We start from the raw sequence: 20,559 nt of genomic DNA on the forward strand, positions 1-20,559 counted from the left end.
GTCACCCCAGTCGACGTCAGGCGCAGCACAGCGCCCCAGCTTGAGATGGGACTCAGCAGCCATGCCCAAGGCCGGAATCAACTACTCGAAGAGGAAGGTCGAGGCGCCCGACTATGGGGACCTCCGCGCGCGCGAGGAACGCGCCGTGAAGGACGAGTTGGGAGCCATTGCCCGCCCGGACGACCGTATCGAGCGTGCGGCCGACATCATCCGCCAGGCGGACGCCGAGATCGCACTGCACGTCGAGGACCGCGACAAGGGTGTGGCTTCCTTGTGGTTCTACGAGCACGTCCTCGGCCTGGCCCGCGCTATCGACGTCACGAGCACCGCCTATCGCGAGATCCTGAGCAAGGCGCTGTACGGCATCGACCGGAGGCGCACCGAGAGCGGGCATTACGAGCTGCGGCCCGTCCCCGACGTCACTGGCCCGGAACTGGTGAAGCTCGCCGAAGAGGCCGGCGTGCCGCGCGTCGAGGATGCCTTCGAGGAGCTGCCTCGCCTCGCCAGCGTCGTTTCTGCGGCGCGGGCCCGACGCGGCGCCGCGGTGGTCTTCATGCGAGATGCGGCACTGGCCCTGTCGGAGGAGCCGTATGGCTGGAGCGGCGAGAAGATCGCCGAGCACGCCGGCGTGGGCACGAAGCTGATCTGGCAACAGCAACGGACGGCCCGCCTGGCACGCGATAAGACACGCAAGAGCTGACCTGTCCCTCTCATTCGCAGACCGGCCCCGAGCACTGTTCGGGGCCGGTCTTTCCGTTGTCCCTGCAGGTCCAACCGGGGCCTGAAAATCAGGCTCCGGGGACCGGGGCCTGAATATCCGGCTTCCGGTGAACGGGCCGCCGGGGGACCGGGTGCCGCTAGATCAGGCGCCTTTAGTAACAAGATCAAGCACCACAATGAAGTAAGAGTTCCGATGCCTTCGCTTCGCTCAGGCATCGGCGTGCATCGCCTCCCAAGGCCCTCGAACCGGCCTTCAATGCCGCAGCGGCGACAGGGCGGAGGTGTCACAGATTCCGGCCGTTGGCGTTCCCCCAGGCATGACGATGCGACCCATGCCCACACGCACGACGCTCCCGCCAAACTTGACCCGGCACTTCTACGAGGCCCGCCGGGCGTTCCTCCAGAGCGCCGGCCAGGACGCCACCCCGTGGTTCCAGCTCTCCCCAGTGGAGCGCGCCGTGGCCGAATCGGAGATGGAGATCTTCCGGCAGGCGATACGGCGAGCCGAGGAGGAGCAGGACCTGCTTTCCAGCCTCGACGCCACCAGGGCGGCCGCCGTCAACGAGCCGGCCGTAGAGGACCCCGAGGAGCCCGCGGCCGCCGAGGACGCCCCGGAGGACTGCGCGTGCCCCGGCTGCTCCGCGGTCGCCGCGTTCCTCAAGCTCATCGGTGCACCGGCCGCACGTCTCGAGACCACCCTCGGGTGGGACCTCAACAGCGACGCCAAGGGCGTCACCGCGGTCACCTTCCGTACCGTCCCCCTCGGCACCCGCCCTCGGGACGTGCCGGTGAGCGAGGAGGAAAAGACCCGCCTTCAGGAGGCCGCGAGGGACAAGGTGACCACGTGCCTGATGGCCGCGGGCGTCGACCTCGATGTCCTCGATGTCACCGCCCCGAACGGCCCGTTCACCTTCGGCGCCCGTCCGATCAGCGTCGACGCCCTGTTCCGCAAGCCATCTCCGTTCGCCGGCATCCGGCGCGAGTTCTGGCAGCAGACGCCGCCCACCGCCGGCAAGGTGTAACAGAATCCGGCGTGCGACGTACTACACAGTGCGGCTGACGCTGTGCCCCGAGCCCCCCGGGAAGCACTCCAGCCGCCCCCCGGCCGGGGTGATGGCCCTGCTCCCTCCCCCCGGTGCAGGGCCTCACCCCGGCGACAGACTTCCGGCGCGGGCTTCACCCCTGACAGCAGGGAGGTTCGTGTTCATGCTCGTGCCGGAGCCTCGCGGTCTGGCCGCGGTCAGGGCATGGGCCCCGGCCAGGCCGCGACACTAGAACCTCGCCGGCGGCACTCTCCCCGCCATGTCCCGCACGCAGCTCTCGCCCCCCACCCGCTCCCGCATGGTCCCACCGGCCCGAGAGCTGCGGAACGGGCGCCAGCCGGGCGTCAAGTCCCGCGACGCCGCCAACGTCGCCGACATCCTGCTCCGCGCCCCCGTACCCGCCCGGCGCCACGCCTTCAAGCACGACATCACCGCCCGCGAGCGACCGCACGTCATGCGGGAAGTCGAGCGGGCCACCGGCTCCATGTATGGGCTGTGGCGCAACACACCCTCCGGCTTCATCGAGGACGTCCTCGGCGAAAGCATCTGGAGCCGTCAGCGCGAGATCGTCGACGCCGTTCCCGTAAGCAAGCGAACCGCTGTCCCGGCCGGCTTCGGCGTTGGCAAGACGTGGATTGCGGGCCGGCTCGTTGCCTGGGCCGGAGCGGTCAACGCCCCCGGGACCATGGTCATCGTCACCACCGCGACCCGCTTCCGCCAGGTCCGAAATCAATTGTGGCCGCACATCCGAAAGGTCGTCGCCCGCGCGGGCCTGCCCGGCTACTGCGACACCACCCAATGGAAAATCCCTGATCAGTGGGGCAATGACGTCATCGTGGCGTACGGCTTCACCGCGCCCGAGACCGACGAAGCGGCCATGCAGGGCATCCACGGCACACCCAAGTTGCTCATCGTCGTCGACGAGGCCGGCGGTATCGCCCGCACCATCGGCAACGGCACTAACAACCTGTTGACTGGCGACGCGCGGATGTTGGCCATCGGCAACCCCGCGATGGACGACCCGCGGTCCTGGTTCGAGACGCTGTGCGAGGAGGGTGACGACCCCGAGGAACCGTCCACCGTCACCATCCCCATCGCCACGTTCGACTCGCCGGCGATCACCGGCGAGCGGGTCCCGTACTGCAATGACTGCCCCGATGGTGTCCCGCCCCACTCCCTCGCCATCCACCTCCCCGATCAGGACTGGGTGGACCGCACGATCCGCGAGTACGGCGAGGACCACCCGTACGTCATCGCCAAGGTGCACGCTCGCTTCCCGAAGGGCGGCGGCGGCCTCGCGATCCCCGTGACCTGGGTCGAGGAGGCCCAGAACAACGACGACCCGACCGGCCCCGGCTGGCACCGGCTGTGCGACCTTGGCCTGGAAGGCGAGACCGCCAAGCACACGGTGCGCGAAGGCGCCTGGGTCCGCCTCGGCGTCGATGTTGCGGCGGACGGCGGCGACGAGTTCACCATCTACCGGGCAGTGGGCGACGCTATCGAGATGCGGCACGCCAGCTCCGGCACGGCCAACGACAACCAGGTCAAGGTCGCCGAGCGCATCCTGGAAGAGATCCGTGCGGCGCAGCGCCTCGCCGACGCCCTGAACTCCCCCCACCCCGTCCGGGTGAAGACGGACAAAAACGGCATCGGCCACGGCGCCACCAGCATGCTGGAAGTCTGGGCGGAGAACGGCACCCACCAGGCGCAGATCGTGGGCGTCATGGTGTCCGAGTCGCCCTCGCAGGATGACCCGGGCGCCGTCATGCGCCCGTACCGCAAGAGGGATGAGATGTGGCTCGCTACCCGGGCGCTCCTCCAACCGGACCCCGCGACCGGAACCGGCCGGCTGCGCCTGCGCGTCGACCGGCAAGCCGGTATTCAGCTCTCCACGCCCAAGCTAGGGTCGAACACCGCCGGGTACAGCATCATCGAGTCGAAGAAGACCATGAAGGCCCGCGGCGTGAAGAGCCCAGACCGGGCGGAAGCCGCCCTGCTCGCCGTGTACGAGCCAGAGCCTCTGAACCAGCCGCGCCGCCGCGGCCTCCTCAACTAACCTGCTTCCACGTGTCGTTGGTACGGTCCCCGCATGGACATCGCCCGGGCTCCGGCTCTCTCCCTGCCCCTGACGGCCGCTGAAAACGATCGGGTGCAGCGCGCTGCGGCGGCCGCCGGTCAGAGCCATGAGGAATTCGCACGGGCCGCAATCCTCGACGCCGCCGCGGACCCCTTCCTTGACGCCCTCGAGCGGGCAGTCGACACCGTCCTCAACCGCACTGTCCAAGACCGGATTCAGCACGACTACGCCAACTGAGACCCGGCTCCTCGTGCGCTGATCAACGAGCAGACAGCGAAGGCCCCGGTACCGACGGGGGATGCAGTACCGGGGCCGACGACCATCATATCCGGCGATGCTGCCTGTGTTGGGTCTCCTTGCAGAGCAAAGACCCCCAACTGCGTGAGGAGCTGGAAAGAGCAGGCGGCTTCGCATCATCTGGGCGCGTCAAGAATGGCCGCGGGGCCGACGAACGAAACTCCGTCGGCCCCGCAGCACAGCTGAGGTCACGCAGTCGGATACGAACCGGTGACGGTGATGATCTCCGCCTCGGCAGCCCCCTCAGCATCGCCGTACAAATGCTCCACGTTCAGCACCGCGGCGCCGTTCGAGACGCTGGTGACCCGGATGCGGTCGATCTTCGTGCCGTCCGACCCGGCGTAGATCTGCGCTTCGCCAGTCCAGACGCCGCTGTCCGCGTCGCGGCCATCGAGGCTGGCCTGGAAGACGTAGCGGACTCCGGCCGCGGCCGGGACCGGCAGGGTCAGACCGAATCCGGTGCTGGACGCCGAGACGGTCTCCTTCTTGGCGACGATCTGAGCGGTGAACGTACAAACGCCGTTCACGTGGACATACTTGCCGCTACCGGACGTACCGTCGACGCCGACGACGTTGGTGAGCGTCGGGGTCCAAGTGGTCGCAACCATGTGCATTCCTTCGTGCTCGGAAACACTGTCCCGGGCGGGACAGCCGCCGAACAGTGCGCGACTCATCGCCCTAACGTCGCGCCATCAAGACACCGGGGACCTGACCTGCAACTTTCCGCTCTGGCTTCCACTGGAACACCCACTGCACCCGAGCGCCCAACTGGGTGGGGCCGGGGCCAACTGCACCTCTCCTGCGAGTATTCGTCACAGCGAGATGCGGATCTCCGCTCGCTGAGGGTTCTCCCAGACGGGAAGGTAGTCGGGATGGTCCCGCCGCTCCTCGCCGTCAGCGGTCAGGTGGTCCCAGGCGAGCGCGGCCTGCTCGGCGCACCCCGGTTCAGGAGTTCCACGATGGTGCACACCACCATGGACGGTCGTGCGCGAGCGGACGGCCTCTGGCAGCAGGTCAGCCAGCAGCAAGCGCCTCCCGGAGGTGGCCGTGGGCGGGGCCGTCAAGGTGGTTGAGGAGGGTTGTCGAACGGGCGCGGATGAGTCCGCTGCGGTGTTCGGCAGGGAGGCGATCCCACACTCTGGCGGCCATGGTGGCGGCTTCCCGGTGGTCTCCGTCGATGCGCAGGCAGGCGGCGGTGTCCAGGGCTAGGAGGGCGCGGGTCATCACCGACGGGGAGCGGGTGAGGGCGAGGGCGGCGTCTTGGTGGCGGTAGGCGGCTTTCGTGTCGCCGAGGAGGGTGTACGCCTGGGAGAGGTGGACGTGGTGCTTCTGGCCGGGGTAGCCGAACCAGGTGTCGGCGATCTCGTCGCCATCGATCCTCTGGAGGAGGGCCTCGGTGCTGGCGACGGCCTTGCGTGCTCCGTCGGCGTCTTCGAGGGCGGCGAGCGCGCGGGCGTGCACGGCGCTGGCCAGGGCGGCGGCTCCGGTCGGGGTGCGGCCTGCGGCCTGGCGGGCGGCCTGCGCGTACTCGGCGGCCTGGCGGGGGGCGCCGTAGTTGAGGGGCACCATGGCGCGGCGGGCGAGGACCCAGGAGAGGGTGCGGCGGTCGCCGGACTCGCGGGCGACCTTCTCAGCGATGGCGAACCAGCGGTGTGCGTCAGCCTGGTCTCCGCGGTCGTGCTGGATGATCGCGACGAGTCCGGTGATCCCGGCGGCAGAACGGACTAAATCGCTCCGGTCGCCCGCGTGCCTGGTGCGGCGCAGTGCGGCGGACAGCTCTCCGAGGTCCTGCTCCATCAGGCCGAGAACGGCGTCGGGGGTGCGGCCGGCGTAGCCGCCCCGGTGGCGCTCGAAAACACCCTCGAAGTAGGCGATGTCGGCTTCGCCGGCGCTGGCCAGGGCGCTGTCGATGTGCTCGCGGGCCTGGGAGATGCCGGGCAGGGACACGGTGCCTACGGTGGCGGCTGCCCCGCCCAGAAACTTCCTGCGCTCCACATCCTCACTCTCCTTCTTCTGCTTGCGGTACCAGCGCGAGGCAGAGATGGCACCTCTTACCTGTTCTTCCCCGAGCTCGTAGACCGACACGATCGCGGGGTACCACACGGGAGTTGGCAGCCTTGTCTCCAGCTCCCACCGCTTGACGTTCTCCTCGGTGCAGTGGCGGCCTGCAGCAGTGAGGCGTTCAGCCTGCTCGATCCGCGACCGCCCGTCCCTCTCGCGCACGTCGCGGAGCAACTGACCGATCCCGTCTGGAGTCACCATCGACGCCCCTTCCCTATGCGGTCAATGCCGGTGCACGTTTGGCACCCTTCTGGCCCCCCAACCTGGCACCCCTGAATGGAATTGGCACCCCTTTCTGGCACTCCCGACCAGAACCGATCGGCCGTTGAATGTGACCACCGCCCAGCGAGACGGGCGGCGCCAACTGGCAAGCCTCATCAGTTCGTTCTACGAAGGGATCGATCATGAGCGACGAGAACAAGACCGAACAGACCTACACCGCACCGGCGGTCAGCGAGCTCGGCACCGTCGTCGAGGTGACGCTCGGCTCCGCCGGCAATGACCAGGCGGACGACACCCAGTACTACCAGTAATTCGGCGGCCTGACGCGGGCCTGCGGATGATGGGCGCCCAGGACGAACGGCCACCGGCCGGGCGTGCTGGGCGCCTTCCCTTTTCGAGCACGAGCAGAGAGGAGGACGGCGACGATGCGGTTCATCGTGGGGACCATGGCTGACGGGCTGGGATGGAGGCCGAAAGGGGCGGCCGAGGTGGCCGGCGTGAGCGGCCTGGAGGTGTGGGCGAGCGAGTTCGGGTCTGGCGAGATCCGGAGCGGTGGCTTCGGGGACAGCACGGTTGTGGTGGCCGGTAGCTGCCTGGCCTCGGTGGTCGAACTGGAGCGGGCTGCTGCCGCGGCGGCGCGCGGCGACTGGATGCCAGCGACCAGGCTGCCGGGCGTGGCCCTGGTGCTGGTGCGCACCGGCCGCGTGTGGCGGGTCGTGGGGGACCGGGCGGGAACGGTGCAGGTGTTCTGGATGCGGTTCGCCGGCCGGGTGCTGTGGGGCACGGCGGCGGCACCGCTGGCCGCGCTCGGCGGGTACGAGGCGGACCCGGCGGTGATGCTCGGGCAGATGACGCTCCAGGGAGTGGACGTGCTCAGCGACTCGTCGCATTTCCACGGGGTGGGGCGGGTACGGCCCGGTCATGCTCTGGTCCTCGAAGAGGGGCAGCCGCCGCGTACGGAGCCGGTCACGTCGCCGGTGGCCCGGCTGGCGTTCGACAAGGCTGTGCCGCTCGTACAGGAAGCCGTGGTCGAGGCAGTGGAGCGGCGGACGATGATGGGCGGCCGTATCTCGGCAGACTTGTCCGGTGGGATGGACAGCAGCGTCGTGGCGTCGCTGGCCGCGGCGAGGACGCCGCTGCTCGCGGTGACGTACACCGACGCCCGGATGCGGGACGAGGACGACGTGCACTACGCCCGGCGGGTGGTCGCCGAACTGCCGGGTATCCGCCACCAGGTAGTGGAGGGCGGCACGGGATCGGCGAGGCACTTCGGCAGGCTGAACGATCCGCACCTCCTGCCGCTGACCGACACCCCCACCTACAGCCTGGGCCTGCTGGGGATGAAGCAGGTACAGCTCGCGGGGCCGGTGCGGAGCGGGTCGCGGCTGCACCTGACCGGGCGGGGCGGGGACGACGTGCTGGACGCCGTGGGCTCGATGGCCGTTGATCAGTTCCGGGCCAGGCAGCGGGCGGCGGCCTGGTGGCGCGTGACCGCTACTGCCCGAGCGCGGCGTACGTCAGGTGTCGGGCTGCTGGCCCAGGCTGCCCGTACGGCCGCCACCCCCTACCCTCGCGCGCTGGAGGCGCTGGCCAATCAAGTCGCGGCGGGCCGTACGGACGGGCCGGTGGGAGCTGCGCGCATCCTGGCGTGGTGCGGTGTCACCGCGGCCCTACCGTGGCTGACTCGGTCGGGCCGTTCGATGGTGGCCGATCTGGTCGGCGCGCGAGCCGTCGGCGCGGACCGGCGAGAGACACCGGGGAAGCTGCACGAGCGGCTGGCCCTGGAACTGACGGGTGATGGGCACTCGAGCTTCGACCAGATGTCGCGCACCCTGTGGGGTCTACCCGTGCACGCTCCGCTGCTGGACAACCGTGTCGTCGACCTGTGTCACGCGATACCCGGTTGGGAGCGAACGCGGCCGGGCGTGTTCAAGCCGCTCGCGCGGTCGGCGTTCAACGGCCTCGTGCCGGACGTGCTACTGGAGCGGCGGACGAAGACGCCGTTCACCGGCAGCCTGTACGACGGGCTGCGGGCGCACGCCCCGGCGGTGCGCCGCATCCTGGCCGATTCCATCCTCGTGCAGGCCGGGCTCCTTGACCGGCATCGGGTGATGGGCGCCCTCGACGCCGGCGCCCGCGGTGAGACGATCCCGCTGGCGGCGCTGCACGGCCTGGTGGTAGCCGAACTGTGGCTGACGCTGCTGCCGCTCGGCCGCTCCGCGTGGTGGGAGCGAACGAGCGTAGCCCGGGTGGCGGCGTGACTGCCGCGACGGTGTTCGCCGCCGACACCGAGGACGGGGTGGCCCTGATGGACCTGCGGACCGCCCGCGGAAGGTGGAAGTTCCTCGATCCGGTGGGAGCAGAGCTCTGGCGGAGGGTCGTCTCCGGTACACCGCGCGAGCACGCCGTGGAGGAACTGGTCATCTACTGGGCGCAGCACGGTGGCGCCCGGGGACAGGTGCGCGCCGACATGGATGCCCTGGCCGACCAGCTCGACGCCGAGGACCTGTTCGCCGCCGCGCCCCACCCGCCCGCGAAGGCCGGGGTCGAGGTCCGCTTCATCGACGCCGGGACCCGACCGCGGCCGGGTGTGCGGGCGGCCGGGCACATGGGGCTGGGGGCGGCGCTGGTGCTGTTGCGCTGCCTGCCCGTACGGCTGGTGGTGCGCGCCGCCCGGCTCGCGGGCCGGCTGCCGGGCGGCCGCGCCGCCTCCGCGGAAGAAGCCGACGCGGTGTGCGCGGCGGTAAGACGGGCGGTGGGGTGGTGGCCCGGCAGGGCGGCGTGCCTGGAGGAGTCGCTGGCCGCTTACCTGGCCGCCGCGCTGATCGGCCGCCGGGTGGCGTGGGTGCTAGGTGCCCGGTTCGTGCCGCAGGGTGCACACGCCTGGATCGCCACCGCCGGCGCCGTACACGGGCAGGAACCCGCCGACCGAGTGTGGCCGTATCGGGCCGCCCTCACGGTGGAATCGTCGAACTGAAATTCGCCACCCCTCGCCACCACAACCACCCGTACGGGTGATGCGTTGCGCCGGGTATGACAACCACGCACCATGCACCACAGCCCCGCGTACCGTGGCGGCGGCGCCCCCACCCCGCCGCCACGGACGCCCTCCCGCACTACGCGGTCAGCGCCGAACGCCACGACGACGCCCTGAACGACTCCTTCGCCACCATGGCCCGGCGCCTGCCCGCCCTGTCGGCCACGGCCCTGCGCCTGGCCTGGCAAGCCGACCGGCCCGCACTACTGCTCACCGCCCTGCTCCAGATCGGCACCGGCATCGTCACCGCGATCGGCCTGTACGGCACCAAGGGCGCGCTCTCCCCGCTGTTCGCCTCCGGCCCGGCTGCCGACCGGCTGCGCGCCGCACTTCCCGCGATCATCGTCATCATGACGGCCGCCGCCGTCCGCTCCCTGATCGGCGCAGCCACCCTGGCCACCACCGCCCGGATCGGCCCGCGAGTCGACGCCATCGCCGAACTCCGCTACCTCCACGCCGCAACGAGCGTCCCCCTCGCCTCATACGACGATCCCGCCTGGTGCGACCACAGCGAGGCCGCGAACCGGGCCTCGAAGGATGCCCACCTGATGGTCGACGCCTTGGTCTCCGTCAGCACCGCTCTGATCGGGCTGCTCGCCTCCGCAGGCATCCTCGCCGCGCTCCACCCTCTTCTTCTGCCTCTGCTGCTCCTGGCTGTGGTCCCTCGCGGGGCGGCAGCCGTGCAGGCGGCCCGCTCGGCGCACCGCGCGGAGCGCCACACCCTGGCCGACCGGCGACTGCGGCACACCCTGATCTACAACACTGCCGGCCGGGCGACCGCGCTGGACGTGCGCGCCGCGACGATGCGGCCATGGCTGATGAGCCGCTTCGAAGAGGTGACCGAGCGGCTGACGGTGCATGCCGCCCGCGTGGGCCGGGAGACCGGCCGCTACCAGCTCCTGGGCGACGCTATGGCCGGTGCGGCGGCGATGCTGGTGTACGCGGCGCTGGCCGCGCTGGTGGTCTCCGGCCGGGTGCCGCTAGCGGCAGCGGGCACGGCGGTGGTGGCAGTGCAGGCCAGCCGCATGATGCTAGCCGGACTCGTGTCCGGGATGAACACGACCTACAAGTCCGGTCTCTACTTGGGAGACTGGGCCGACTTCGTCTCGGACGGGGAACGACGTACGCGAGCCGTGGAATTCACGAGTTCGGTGCCGGCAGAGCCGGACGTGATCCGAGCGAAAGACGTCACCTTCCACTACCCCGGGCACACAACACCCGCCCTGGACCGGGTGAACGTGACCGTACGGCGCGGCGAGACCCTGGCGATCGTCGGCGCCAACGGGTCGGGGAAGTCGACGCTGGCGAAACTGCTGGCGGGTCTGTACGAGCCGACGCAGGGCGTGGTCGAGTGGGGCGGCGTCGACCTGGCCGATGTCAACCCGCAGACAGTGTGGTCGAAGCTGGCGATGCTGCCGCAGGACATCGCCCGGTGGCCCGTGTCCGCGCGGGAGAACGTCACCCTCGGGCAGGGCAATGGCGACGACCAAGCCGTGATGGCAGCGGCGAAGTTGGCGGGGGCCGACGAAGTGATCGAACAGCTCGCCGACGGGCTCGACACCAACCTGGCGCCGTCGCAGTGGGGCGGCCGGGACCTGTCCGGCGGACAGTGGCAGCGCCTGGCCGGCGCACGAGCCTTCTACCGCGAGGACGCGCCCGTCCTGATCTGTGACGAGCCGACTTCCGCGCTCGACCCCCGGGCTGAGGAGGCGATGTACGAGCGGATCAGGGCGCTGGGCGCCGGGCGGACGGTCATCCTCATCACCCACCGGCTGGGCTCGACCCGGGGCGCGGACCGGATCGTCGTGCTCGACCGCGGCCGGCTCATCGAGGAGGGCACCCACGAGTCCCTGCTCGACCTGGACGGCGAGTACGCGGCCATGTGGCGAACCCAGGCCCAGACATACGGGGATCAACTTCGGCCTCAGCAGTAGCCACCAGGCCATGGCCTCGGCCCGGCTCGTACTCACCGTCGCTGACGGCGACGTTGACGGCCGCTGTTGAAAGGACCAGGCAGTGCCTGCTCGGCGCAGTCCGCTCCCGACGCGTCGCGGACCGGCTCCTCTCGGTGAGCTGTATGAGGGGGTTGGAGGAGAAGAGCTGGGTTCACCAAGACCAGGAGTACGGCGCGACGCAAAAGGGAGTACTCGGCCACCGTTGGCGCCTCACCGAAGCCGGTACCGCCGCACTGGAGGGCTGACGCCGTGGTCCGCATCACCGCCAAGCAGTACCAGGAGATCCTGGCGCGCCGCCGCGGGGCTCAGCCCGTGGCGGCCGCCGCCCCGAAGTAGGCGACACGAAAAAAGCCGGCCGCGGACCCGAGCCCGCCATCCACACCGCCGCCGCCCGCGGTCGAGCCGCTCCTCGCCGGACTCCCCAGCCCAGGAAAGCACTGGACCCTGCTCATGCCGTACGCCCCGGATTGGCCCGGATGTCCCTCGTCATCGTCGAACTGCACGGCCCTCTGACCAGCGAGAACGGAGAAACTGTAACGAGAACCGGCACTTCGACGTACAGGAGCTGAGGGCTGGCCCGCCCTCGCTACAACAAGGAGATGCCCCTCCATGAGCAACAGACAGCCCGTGTCCCTCCAGATCTATGACCGCGACGGCATCGACGTCCACCTCACCGAGGATGTTCCAGAGGGGGCCCGCCCGAACATCACCGTCCTGGACAAGAAGGTCGGCCACGCGTGACACCCCTGCTCACCGCCGTCATCCCCTCCCCGGCCGCCGATGCCGCGCACGACGCCGCGCACGTAACCGCCGCCCGCTTCCGGCAAAGCTCCTACTCCGTGCCGTGCCCGGAGTGCCACGTCCCGGCCGGCGTGCTCTGCCTCGCCCGGCGCAACGTGCACACCGCCCGCCGGAACGCGTACCTGCAGAACCCGGAGACGACCGGCCTTGGGCCTCTCCTTGTGGCTCGTACCCGATGAGCGAGACCGCCGCGGCCGAAGCCGCCGGGAAGGCTGCTACCTGGGCACACTGCGCCGAGGACGCCAACAAGTACGCGCACGAGTATGAGCAGCAGGCGAGGGAGTTCGCGACCCAGCGGGACCACGGCGGAGCCACCGCCTACGCATCGCGCGCCGAGGAGTGGGTGCGACTTCGCGGCACGGCCGTGGACATGGCGAACATGTGGGCCAACGTTGCCGGCGCCCTCCAACTCGCCGAGCTGGGTGAGCACTCGTGAGCGCCCTTGCCGTCGAGGCTCCGGCCGCCCCGCCCGAGTGGGACGGCCGCCTGGTCGTGCGTGCCGCGGGCCGTCCTCTGCTGCACGTCGCGAGTGAGGGCGTCACGGCCCCAGCGGTGCCCATGTTCACTGTGCCCCTGGAGTGCCAGCCGGACGCAGAGCTGGCACCGGGCGTACGGCCGTGGGACGGGCCGGTGACCGAGTCGAGCATCTGCCTGGCCTGCCGGCGCTCCTTGCGTGGAGAGCCTGAGCCGAAGGGGCCCCGGCTCGTCCCCGCCGGCGCCGTCGAGGAGTTGCCTGTACCGGCATCCGATCCGGACCGCCGCGGCCGCCACCTCCAGACCGTTCCGGACCCGGTGATGTACGCCGAGGCGGAGCTGCCCGCCGAGCACGGCGGCCGCCCAGTCACGTGGTCCCGGTGGACGGCCGCCCCCGTCATCACCCACCATGACCCCTCGTGCGAGTGGTGTGGGGACCCGGGCCCCGGCGAGATGGCCGGCGGCCGCCAAGGCAGCCCGATGTCGTGGACCGATCCCCTACGCCGCTACATCGCCTATCGCTGCACCGCGTGCCAGGAAATGACTGCGTACGAGCAGGTCGGCGGAGACCTCAAGACCATCGCCCACCACAAGTCGCGCGCCCCGAAGGACTGCAACCGATGAGTACCACCTTCACCGCCGTGCCCGACACGGCACCCGATTCCGAAGAATTCGTCGAGCTGGAACAGCACATGGCGCTGGTCGCGTGCGGTGTCCGCAAAGGCAAGACCCAGGCGTGCGAGAGCCACCAAAGGAAGGGGCCGATCCTCCTGCGGATCGCTTCGACGGGCGCTGTCGACGCGCTCTCCATGGCCATCTGCGGCTCCGATCACCGCCACTCCTGCACGGCGTGCACCGACAAGGCTACGGAGATCATCCGCATCTTCAACGAGGGGGTCAGGTGATCAAGTCGTAGTTCTCGCCGAGATAGACCAATCTCGGCGAGAACGGACCATCTCTCTGAAAAGTCGGCACACTGAGGGCTGTTGCTGATCCAGAGGGGGTACCGATGCCGACCGAGACCGACTCGCCGAGAGTCCTGCGGCTCACATTTGAGTTCCACGTACCGCGTGGGCTGCGCGTCAACATCCGGAATGAACGCCGCTTCGAGGCCGTACAGGCTCTTGTCGCCGCGGTGCAGAGTCTCGCAGGACAGGTCTTTCCGTGGGCAGAGCGGATGACTGTCCGGCACGAGTGGTCGTACGCCTGGTGGGACAAGACCGTGGAACGCGACCTGCCGGCCACAGAGAAGAACACGCCGAAGAGGTAGCCGCGGGAGCCAGCCCACCGCGAACCCACAGGCGAACATAGGAGCCAACGTCGCCAGCGCTCTCCACCTGACCGAGGGCAGTGAACGGAGTGAAGGCGACTGGTTCAGCCCTGCCGGACCGCGGTCACCAGCAGCGTGTCGGCAGCGCGTGACCCCTCAGCCGTCGCAGGTAGCACCTCAGTGCTGATCTGAGTGAACCCGGATTCGTCGAGGACCTTTGTCCAGACCTGCTCTTGGAGTACCCAGCGCCGCATCGTGGTCGCTTCCCCCGTCGGGGTCTTCGCCGGAACATTGGCCGGCATCACCTCCGGCTGAGCGGGCGCGCCGTTCAGGTAGTGGGCGAGGCTGGAAAACACCAGCCGGCCGCCGGGGCGAAGCGCTTGCCCGGCTGCTGGCAGGAGGGCGCGGGGGTCGGTGAAGTCAAGCGCTCCGAAGACGCTGTAGAGCACGTCGTATGCGTCGGCCACAGCACACAGATGCTGCACGACATCGGAGGGAACGACGCGTAGTCGCGGTGCAAGGTGGCCGAAGAGATCGGTGGCCATGACGCACTGCGCTGGTGAGGCATCTACAGCATCGATCTGGGCAAGGTCGTGGTGGGCAGCCAGGTAAGCAGCGTGCCGGGAGGCACCCGCCCCCAGGTCGCCAACGACTCGTCCAGACAGGTCGCCAAGGAGTTCAGCTCCGGGGCCGCCGTCCTGGCTCCAGTTCCAGTGGAAGGTCGCGGGAACTGCGCGGTCGGTGGCAGCCCGGGTGCGGCCGTAGTGGTGCCAGAGGTCTGTGCTGGTGGTCGTCACCCGCCCCATCCTGGCGGGCACAGTCGGGCGGCGGGCCGGTTCTGCGGAATCTCACCCGAGCGGGCCCGCGGCCCAGCCGATCATCGGCCGGGCCCCGGGTGTCGCGCGGGATGGTCAGTGCGAGTCGTTGCCGTGGTGGCAGGGTCCGCATGCTGCAGCGTCCGTCCACAGGGACAGGTCGACTTCCCAGCCGTCGACCGCGACCCAGTGCGCCGTCTTCATCACGGAGCCGTCGTTCTTCATTTCGACCTTGGGCACGTGGTGCAGGAAGTCCCCACTGTTGAAGCGGTCGCACAGCTCGGCGTAGGCCATGGTGTCGAGGATGATCGTGTGGACACCGATGTCGACCAGCGTGCTGGGCGCCAGCCCCAGCGACTCACCGCGGTGTGCCATCGCGGTCAGCAGGTAGGCGTACCCCTGTCCGAGGACTCGGGCGGCCATGATGGAGTCGTAGGGGTAGTCGCGCATAAGGAGTCCGACCTGCTTGTCCCACAGGTCGGCCGGCACGACTTCCCGCGCGGAGCGGAACGGGCCGGTCGTCGGGTCGGTGGCCGGGGGTGCAACTGCGGTTGCCATGGTGCCTCCGATGGACGGGCCCCGCGAGTCGGGGCGCTGCACTCAGGAGACCGCACCGCAGGCCCCCGCGGAGATCAACTTTCTTCCTGCGCACTGGTTTTGCACATCATGCAAGCGACCTCGACGGGTCGGCCCTGTGTCCGTACCGTGGAAGCCCTCGGTCGTGCGGCGTGGGAGGGGCCTATGCCCGTTGACCCGCTCTGGAACACCGCAAGGGCGCGTGAGTTAGCTGAGCAGAGGCGCCCCGGTGCGCTCATCCGCCTCGGCCGCGAACACCGCTCATGGACCCTCGCGGCCCTCGGCGAGGAGCTTGGCTGTTCACCAGCCACGATCTCCAGGCTCGAACGCCGCAGCAGAGTCGTGGACCTGGCCCTGGTACACCGAGCCGCCCTCGCAGTCGGTGTACCGCGACACGTCTTGGTGAGATCGTTGGCGCCCCCCGCACCGGCGGCGCCAACGGCCACTAGAGTGTCGGCCAGTCCGCACGCCGAGGAGGACCCGATGCGCCGCCGAACGCTGCTCACCGCCACGGCGGTCGCCGGACCGGCCGCCCTGCTGCTGGGGCTGGACGAGGCTCTGGCGGATACTCCCGCACCGACAGGGGGCGGGTCCCTGGATGCCCGACTGGCCACCGCCCGCGCCCTCTACGACAAGGGCACTCACGGACGCCTGCTTGCCGACCTGCCCGGCCTCATCGCCGACGGCCACGCCGCCGCCTCGTCGCGCAGGGAACTCGATCAGGCCCGGCTCTCCACCGTGTACAGCCTCGCGGCCGCGGTGCTGAGCAAGCTCGGCTCCTACCAACAGGCACGCCTCACCGCCGACCGGGCCCGCACCTGGGCTGAGGTATCCGGCTCCCCACTCGCATCGGCGGCCGCCGCTCGCGAACTGGCGATCGTTCTGCGCCACCAAGACCGCAACGAGGAGGCTCAACGGCTGATGGCCACTGCGGCCTCCGCGGTGGAGGCCACGGGATTGCGGACCGACGCGTCGGCATCCGCATACGCCCAGATGCTCTGCACCCTGGCCTACACCGCCGCCCGTGGTGGGTGCCGCGCCGAGGCCCTGGCGATGACGGGGGAAGCCCGCCGCGCCGCCCGGCGGCTTCCTCAGGCCGCGCCAGCAGGCCGCCTGTTCCCCATCGGCTCGGCTGCCGTGGACCTGTACGCCGTTGGCGTGCACTGGGCCCTCGGTGACGCCGGCGCCGCCCTGGAAGCCGGGAAAGACCTGTGCCCGGCGCAGTTCCCGACCGCCGAGCGCAAGGCCCGACTGGGCACCGACATGGCACGAGCCTGGTGGGCCTGGCAGCGGCCGGAGCAGACAGCCCAAGCGCTGCTGTCCGCGTACCGCTCCAGCCCTGGCGAAGTGCGAGACCGGCCCGCCATCCGCACCATCGTCTACGAGTTGGCAGAGCGGCACCCTCGCACAAGCGGCGTCGCTGAATTGCACACCGCCGTGAGCCAGCCGCGCACCGTGTCAACAAGACGTTGAGGCCGAGGAGGCCCACCAGTCGAGGCTGACGCGGCTAGCGCCCCCTCACGGACATCTCCTCAACGGCGATCACGCGGGTACGCTCCAGACGCCATACGGGTACGGCTGTACGAGTGCGGCCTGTCTCCCCCCGTTACGGGCGGGGGGAGACAGGCCGCCTATCGCTTGAGCTGAGTCAGTCGCTACGCGTCGAGTGCACCGAAGTCCGCGGCGCCGGAGCGCACGAGCCCGACGAACGAGGACCAGGCGGCGGCCGGCACAACGAGCGCCGGACCAGACTTGTCCTTGGAGTCACGGATGCCGACCTGAGCAGTCAGGTCCGCGACCTCGACACATGCGCCACCAGTATCGTTGCTGTACGAGGACTTGAACCAGGCGGATTCTGGGGCCACATCAAAGGCCGTCATCTTGGTATTGATGGCTACTTCCACTCTCGTGCTAGTTGTTGTAGGAACCCGGCCGTTCGAGCCGGGGGCAGAGCGCTGTCGCGCATCGCGTCGAAGCGGCGGACGTTTCGCTGAACCTCGGCCCGCTCGTCCGTAACACTGATGGTGTTGGGCATGTCGACCTGCACGACAGGGTCAAGAGTCTCGGAGAAGTCCAGCAGAATGAAGTTGGATTCCGAGCGGTAGGTCACGACATCGTGAGGCAAGATCTGAACGGTTACGTTCTCCAGCTCGCCCAGCTCCACGATCTCGCTGAACTGAGCGCGCATCACCTCGGGGCCGCCCACCATGCGGCGTACGGCCGTCTCGTCCATGATGACCCGTAGCTCCAGCGGGTCCTCGGAGCGAGTGATCAGTTCCTTCTGTTCCAGTCTCAGCCGAACGTTCTGCTCGATGTACTCGCTCGTCGTCTCATCCACCGGCTTGGCGATCAGGTACAGCGCCTGTGCGTAGCCCTCTATCTGGAGCAAGCCGAACACGAAGTTCGGTTGCCAGGCACGCATCACTGTGGCGTCCTGCGCCAGCCCCCGGTACGTCGGCATCTTCGAGGGCATGTACGCCCGGTAAGGCGTCCACGGTTCCTTGCTCAGCGATTCTCGGTGCAGCTGGAGCAGCGTCTCCAAGTCTTCCTTCGGGAGTCCGTCGTCGAGGTAGTCGATGAGCGCCTCCAGGTCGCCGACGCGTGGAAGGTCGTTCTCTCCGATCTCGACCCTCGCCAACTTCGTGTGAGAGAAGCGGAGCGCCTTAGCGACCTCCTGAAGCGTTTCCCCCTTCTTCTCCCGGAGCTTCCTCAGCTCTTTGCCCAGCTCTCTGCGCCGGAACGTAGCTCCACGCTTCGCTGCCACTAAGTCTCCCCAGCCCTGTCGGTGCTCAACACGCCCTCTGTCCCATGCCGTTGCGGGTCGTGCCCCTGAGTGTGCCACCCCCTGTACCCCCTTGAACAACCCCTTGCCTGTGTTTGGGCATTTGCCAATCTCTGAACAATCGCGATTGCCCTTGCACAGTAAATCGCACATGCAGCACGGTAGTTGAGAGCGCGGAACGGCGAGCAGCTATCCGCGCCACCCATGGGGTGTGTCCCCGTGATTGTGCGCGGTCCCGGCCCTGGTGGCGGCCAAACCGGGGAAACCTCGGGGGCCGGGCCGCGCCGGCAAGACTCCCAACCCCTCCGACTGAGCCGAGGCCAGCAATGCGCCAGAGCACCATCAGCAGGGCTCCGGACTCGATGGACCTGGAGCGGCAGCAGTGCACCAACGGGGCGCCAGTCTCAACAGCGAGGCTACGCCCGCTGATGTCGCAGGTCTTCGAGGTGGCCATCGCCCCGGACCCGGTCCGCGTCTCCGGCGTCCGGCACGACGCCTCGACGTTCCTGCGGAGGCGGGCCGTACCTCGCTCGCTGACAGAGGACGTGGCACTCGTCGTCTCCGAGCTGGTCACCAACGCGATCAAGCACGGGCTCGGGACCGTCAGCTTGCGGATGCTGAACACCGACGACGGCGAACTCCGCATCGAAGTCCGCGACGCCAGCCCGGCCCCCGCCCGGCTACGCACTGCGCGTGACCAGGACGTATCCGGCCGCGGCATGTACCTCGTCGCCGCCTTCGCGCGCGACTGGGGCGTCAGCGCCGACGGCACAACGACGTGGGCAACCTTCCGGATTCCTGCTGGAGGGTCGTGATGGCTCCCCTCTACGACGTCATCACTGCCGCCGCGGCGTTGGGCGAACCAGTCTCCTTCTCCACTGAGGACGAGGACAAGCGGTGGCTTATCCACGCCCTGTCCCGCTCGCTCGCGGCTGAGGGGATCAGCGAGGACCTGATCGACACCGTTGAAGAGATCTTCACCGACCGCCCCGACGGGGCAGTCCCCGTCCGGAAGCTCGACGGGGTACTAGTCCGCCTCGGCCTGCCTCTCCCTCGGCGCAAGCGCTCAACCGGTGTAAGGCCCTTGACTCAGGAGGAAGCGGCCAGGATCACCGATCGGTTCCGCCGAGCCACCCGCCAGCTCATGCAGGTCGTCCCGTACCGCGTCGCGGCATATCCCACCGAGGAACTGCGCCGACTGCTCGCCCTGCGTGACGAACAGCCAGCGCCCGGCGACGCGCTGTCGTACCTGCGCCGGTACGCCCTCGCAATCAGCGGGCTCCTCGACCTGATGGGCGACGACGAATGACTCCTCTTCCGTTACACCTCCCTTCCATCTGCCGACGATCCGACGCCGCACTCGGCGTCGGGATTGGAGATCTCCGTGGACACCGACCGACGGTTCGTGACTGCGCTGCGGGACCGAGGCTGACCATGGCTGAACCCCAGCGGCCCGACATCGCCCGCGACCTCATTGACCGCGCCCAGGAAGCGCGTGGGCGCCGCAGCAAGCTCTTCCGCGCGCTCAGCCACGCCGAGATCGGTATGGGTCGGCACAGCGACCACGCAAACGCTCAAGTTCTCCGCCGAGTTATAGGGGATCACGGATGGCCCGGCCGGAGCATGGTCGGCGCGGAGGGCGCCGATGCCGCAGCGCGGATCGCCCTGCATGCCGATACCGACCCTGATTTCCAGCGCTCGGCACTGCGTTTGATCGCCGCCGCGGTGGAAAGCGGCGAGGCGACCAGTCGGCAGTGGGCGCACCTGTTCGACCGGTGCCGCGTCAACGCCGGCCATGCCCAGACCTACGGCACCCAGTACCGCATCAGCGCCACCAGCGTTGAGCTGCTGCCTGTTCATGACGCGCAGCACCTCGATGAGCGCCGCGCCAGGCTCGGCCTACCCCCCTTTGCCACCGCACAAGAGGCTATTCGCCGCCGATACGCCCGCGAGTCAGGGGCAGAGCACGCGCTCGACGACGAACCCGCGCAGGCTGAACCGTTGGATGCGGCCGCATGACGAAGGTCAGCGGTTCCGTCGTCGCCTGCGGCGGAACCGCCACCTCGAATCCTCCGGGTGGTCGGACGGCCGGCACTCGCGAGGGAACAGACCGGCACCCTCTGCCCCCTGGGTGCCCGGCGCTGCCGGCCGGCCCGCCACAACCTGCCCTGAAGCGGGTCGGCCGGCAGCGACAACCCCGCACCTCTCGAAGACGTCACTGCATCCCGATTCCGCAGATCATCATGTGCGAGCAGCAGCCCCAGTGTCCGCCGCCCGAGTCTTCCGATCGGGAGGCCGCGCACATCACGGCGCATCACCCGGAGCAGGGCTGGTCTGTTAACTGCACCTTCTTGAGGTCATCGGCACTGCGATGTCCGACTACCCAAGGAGTTCTGTGGGACGCCGTATCTGCGCAACCACCGGCCGCT

General features: G+C 69.3%; 24 protein-coding genes and 1 pseudogene. 18 read left to right on the forward strand and 7 right to left on the reverse strand.

All coding sequences use genetic code 11. The annotated features are described in order from the left end of the window. The first annotated feature begins 61 nt into the window (after positions 1-61). The 4 genes from ACF088_RS30440 (at position 62) to ACF088_RS30455 (ending at position 4,077) form a co-directional block, all read left to right on the forward strand. Positions 62-700, forward strand: coding sequence for a hypothetical protein (locus ACF088_RS30440; RefSeq protein WP_392379088.1), 639 nt, complete (start codon positions 62-64; stop codon positions 698-700). 352 nt (positions 701-1,052) lie between these two features. Next, on the forward strand, positions 1,053-1,742 hold the full coding sequence (locus ACF088_RS30445) for a hypothetical protein (protein ID WP_392379089.1): 690 nt from the start codon (positions 1,053-1,055) through the stop codon (positions 1,740-1,742). Between the two features lie 280 nt (positions 1,743-2,022). Next, positions 2,023-3,819: a hypothetical protein gene (locus ACF088_RS30450; RefSeq protein WP_392379090.1), complete on the forward strand. Its 1,797-nt coding sequence runs from the start codon at positions 2,023-2,025 to the stop codon at positions 3,817-3,819. A 33-nt stretch (positions 3,820-3,852) separates the two neighbouring features. Further along, the gene (locus tag ACF088_RS30455; RefSeq protein ID WP_392379091.1) at positions 3,853-4,077 is read left to right on the forward strand and encodes a hypothetical protein; all 225 of its coding nucleotides are present in this window, start codon (positions 3,853-3,855) and stop codon (positions 4,075-4,077) included. A gap of 248 nt (positions 4,078-4,325) precedes the next feature. On the opposite strand, the gene ACF088_RS30460 is transcribed toward ACF088_RS30455, so the two are convergent. The 3 genes from ACF088_RS30460 to ACF088_RS30470 form a co-directional block, all read right to left on the reverse strand. After that, entirely contained in the window at positions 4,326-4,745 is a 420-nt protein-coding gene (locus tag ACF088_RS30460; protein WP_392379092.1) for a hypothetical protein, read from the reverse strand. A 204-nt stretch (positions 4,746-4,949) separates the two neighbouring features. Beyond that, entirely contained in the window at positions 4,950-5,165 is a 216-nt protein-coding gene (locus tag ACF088_RS30465) for a hypothetical protein (protein ID WP_392379093.1), read from the reverse strand. Further along, positions 5,152-6,399 (reverse strand): twin-arginine translocation signal domain-containing protein, encoded by a 1,248-nt coding sequence (locus tag ACF088_RS30470; protein ID WP_392379094.1) that lies wholly within the window; start codon positions 6,397-6,399, stop codon positions 5,152-5,154. The genes ACF088_RS30465 and ACF088_RS30470 overlap by 14 nt, the downstream gene beginning before the upstream one ends. 203 nt (positions 6,400-6,602) lie before the next feature. On the opposite strand from ACF088_RS30470, the gene ACF088_RS30475 reads away from it, so the two are divergent. The 9 genes from ACF088_RS30475 to ACF088_RS30515 all read left to right on the forward strand — a co-directional run bounded on the left by ACF088_RS30475 (position 6,603) and on the right by ACF088_RS30515 (position 13,957). Beyond that, positions 6,603-6,731, forward strand: coding sequence for a lasso RiPP family leader peptide-containing protein (locus ACF088_RS30475; RefSeq protein ID WP_392379095.1), 129 nt, complete (start codon positions 6,603-6,605; stop codon positions 6,729-6,731). A 186-nt stretch (positions 6,732-6,917) separates the two neighbouring features. Next, entirely contained in the window at positions 6,918-8,681 is a 1,764-nt protein-coding gene (locus tag ACF088_RS30480) for an asparagine synthase-related protein (protein ID WP_392379096.1), read from the forward strand. Continuing rightward, a complete protein-coding gene (locus ACF088_RS30485) occupies positions 8,678-9,397 on the forward strand; it encodes a lasso peptide biosynthesis B2 protein (RefSeq protein ID WP_392379097.1) in 720 nt (239 codons plus the stop codon). The genes ACF088_RS30480 and ACF088_RS30485 overlap by 4 nt, the downstream gene beginning before the upstream one ends. Positions 9,398-9,453: 56 nt before the next feature. Further along, positions 9,454-11,391 (forward strand): ABC transporter ATP-binding protein, encoded by a 1,938-nt coding sequence (locus ACF088_RS30490; protein WP_392379098.1) that lies wholly within the window; start codon positions 9,454-9,456, stop codon positions 11,389-11,391. A 630-nt stretch (positions 11,392-12,021) separates the two neighbouring features. Next, positions 12,022-12,153 (forward strand): hypothetical protein, encoded by a 132-nt coding sequence (locus tag ACF088_RS30495; protein ID WP_392379099.1) that lies wholly within the window; start codon positions 12,022-12,024, stop codon positions 12,151-12,153. Between the two features lie 235 nt (positions 12,154-12,388). Continuing rightward, a complete protein-coding gene (locus ACF088_RS30500; protein ID WP_392379100.1) occupies positions 12,389-12,649 on the forward strand; it encodes a hypothetical protein in 261 nt (86 codons plus the stop codon). Further along, positions 12,646-13,311, forward strand: a complete 666-nt coding sequence (locus tag ACF088_RS30505; RefSeq protein ID WP_392379101.1) for a hypothetical protein — start codon at positions 12,646-12,648, stop codon at positions 13,309-13,311. Before ACF088_RS30500 ends, ACF088_RS30505 begins: the two co-directional genes overlap by 4 nt. Next, positions 13,308-13,592, forward strand: coding sequence for a hypothetical protein (locus tag ACF088_RS30510; protein WP_392379102.1), 285 nt, complete (start codon positions 13,308-13,310; stop codon positions 13,590-13,592). Before ACF088_RS30505 ends, ACF088_RS30510 begins: the two co-directional genes overlap by 4 nt. A gap of 104 nt (positions 13,593-13,696) precedes the next feature. Continuing rightward, positions 13,697-13,957: a hypothetical protein gene (locus tag ACF088_RS30515; protein ID WP_392379103.1), complete on the forward strand. Its 261-nt coding sequence runs from the start codon at positions 13,697-13,699 to the stop codon at positions 13,955-13,957. A 104-nt stretch (positions 13,958-14,061) separates the two neighbouring features. Here ACF088_RS30515 and ACF088_RS30520 read toward each other — a convergent pair whose 3' ends face one another. Beyond that, positions 14,062-14,763, reverse strand: a complete 702-nt coding sequence (locus ACF088_RS30520; protein ID WP_392379104.1) for a class I SAM-dependent methyltransferase — start codon at positions 14,761-14,763, stop codon at positions 14,062-14,064. 105 nt (positions 14,764-14,868) lie between these two features. Then, positions 14,869-15,330: a hypothetical protein gene (locus ACF088_RS30525; RefSeq protein ID WP_392379105.1), complete on the reverse strand. Its 462-nt coding sequence runs from the start codon at positions 15,328-15,330 to the stop codon at positions 14,869-14,871. 183 nt (positions 15,331-15,513) lie between these two features. Between ACF088_RS30525 and ACF088_RS30530 the strand changes: the two genes are divergently transcribed. Next, entirely contained in the window at positions 15,514-16,821 is a 1,308-nt protein-coding gene (locus ACF088_RS30530) for a helix-turn-helix domain-containing protein (protein WP_392379106.1), read from the forward strand. 182 nt (positions 16,822-17,003) lie between these two features. On the opposite strand, the gene ACF088_RS30535 is transcribed toward ACF088_RS30530, so the two are convergent. Both ACF088_RS30535 and ACF088_RS30540 read right to left on the reverse strand, forming a co-directional pair. Then, entirely contained in the window at positions 17,004-17,228 is a 225-nt protein-coding gene (locus ACF088_RS30535) for a DUF397 domain-containing protein (protein WP_392379107.1), read from the reverse strand. Positions 17,229-17,242: 14 nt separating this feature from the next. Next, positions 17,243-18,112, reverse strand: coding sequence for a helix-turn-helix domain-containing protein (locus ACF088_RS30540; protein WP_392379108.1), 870 nt, complete (start codon positions 18,110-18,112; stop codon positions 17,243-17,245). Positions 18,113-18,456: 344 nt separating this feature from the next. Between ACF088_RS30540 and ACF088_RS30545 the strand changes: the two genes are divergently transcribed. The 4 genes and pseudogenes from ACF088_RS30545 to ACF088_RS30560 form a co-directional block, all read left to right on the forward strand. Continuing rightward, the gene (locus ACF088_RS30545) at positions 18,457-18,945 is read left to right on the forward strand and encodes an ATP-binding protein (protein ID WP_392379109.1); all 489 of its coding nucleotides are present in this window, start codon (positions 18,457-18,459) and stop codon (positions 18,943-18,945) included. Continuing rightward, complete coding sequence (locus ACF088_RS30550) at positions 18,945-19,439, forward strand: hypothetical protein (protein WP_392379110.1); 495 nt, start codon at positions 18,945-18,947, stop codon at positions 19,437-19,439. The genes ACF088_RS30545 and ACF088_RS30550 overlap by 1 nt, the downstream gene beginning before the upstream one ends. Positions 19,440-19,564: 125 nt before the next feature. After that, positions 19,565-20,149, forward strand: coding sequence for a DUF6624 domain-containing protein (locus tag ACF088_RS30555; protein WP_392379111.1), 585 nt, complete (start codon positions 19,565-19,567; stop codon positions 20,147-20,149). Between the two features lie 224 nt (positions 20,150-20,373). Continuing rightward, positions 20,374-20,475 (forward strand): annotated as a pseudogene (locus ACF088_RS30560) (DUF5999 family protein); the annotation flags it as partial. Positions 20,476-20,559 lie beyond the last annotated feature (84 nt).

Source organism: Streptomyces sp. NPDC015125, assembly GCF_043080045.1.
In the GTDB taxonomy this organism is placed as follows: Bacteria; Actinomycetota; Actinomycetes; order Streptomycetales; family Streptomycetaceae; genus Streptomyces.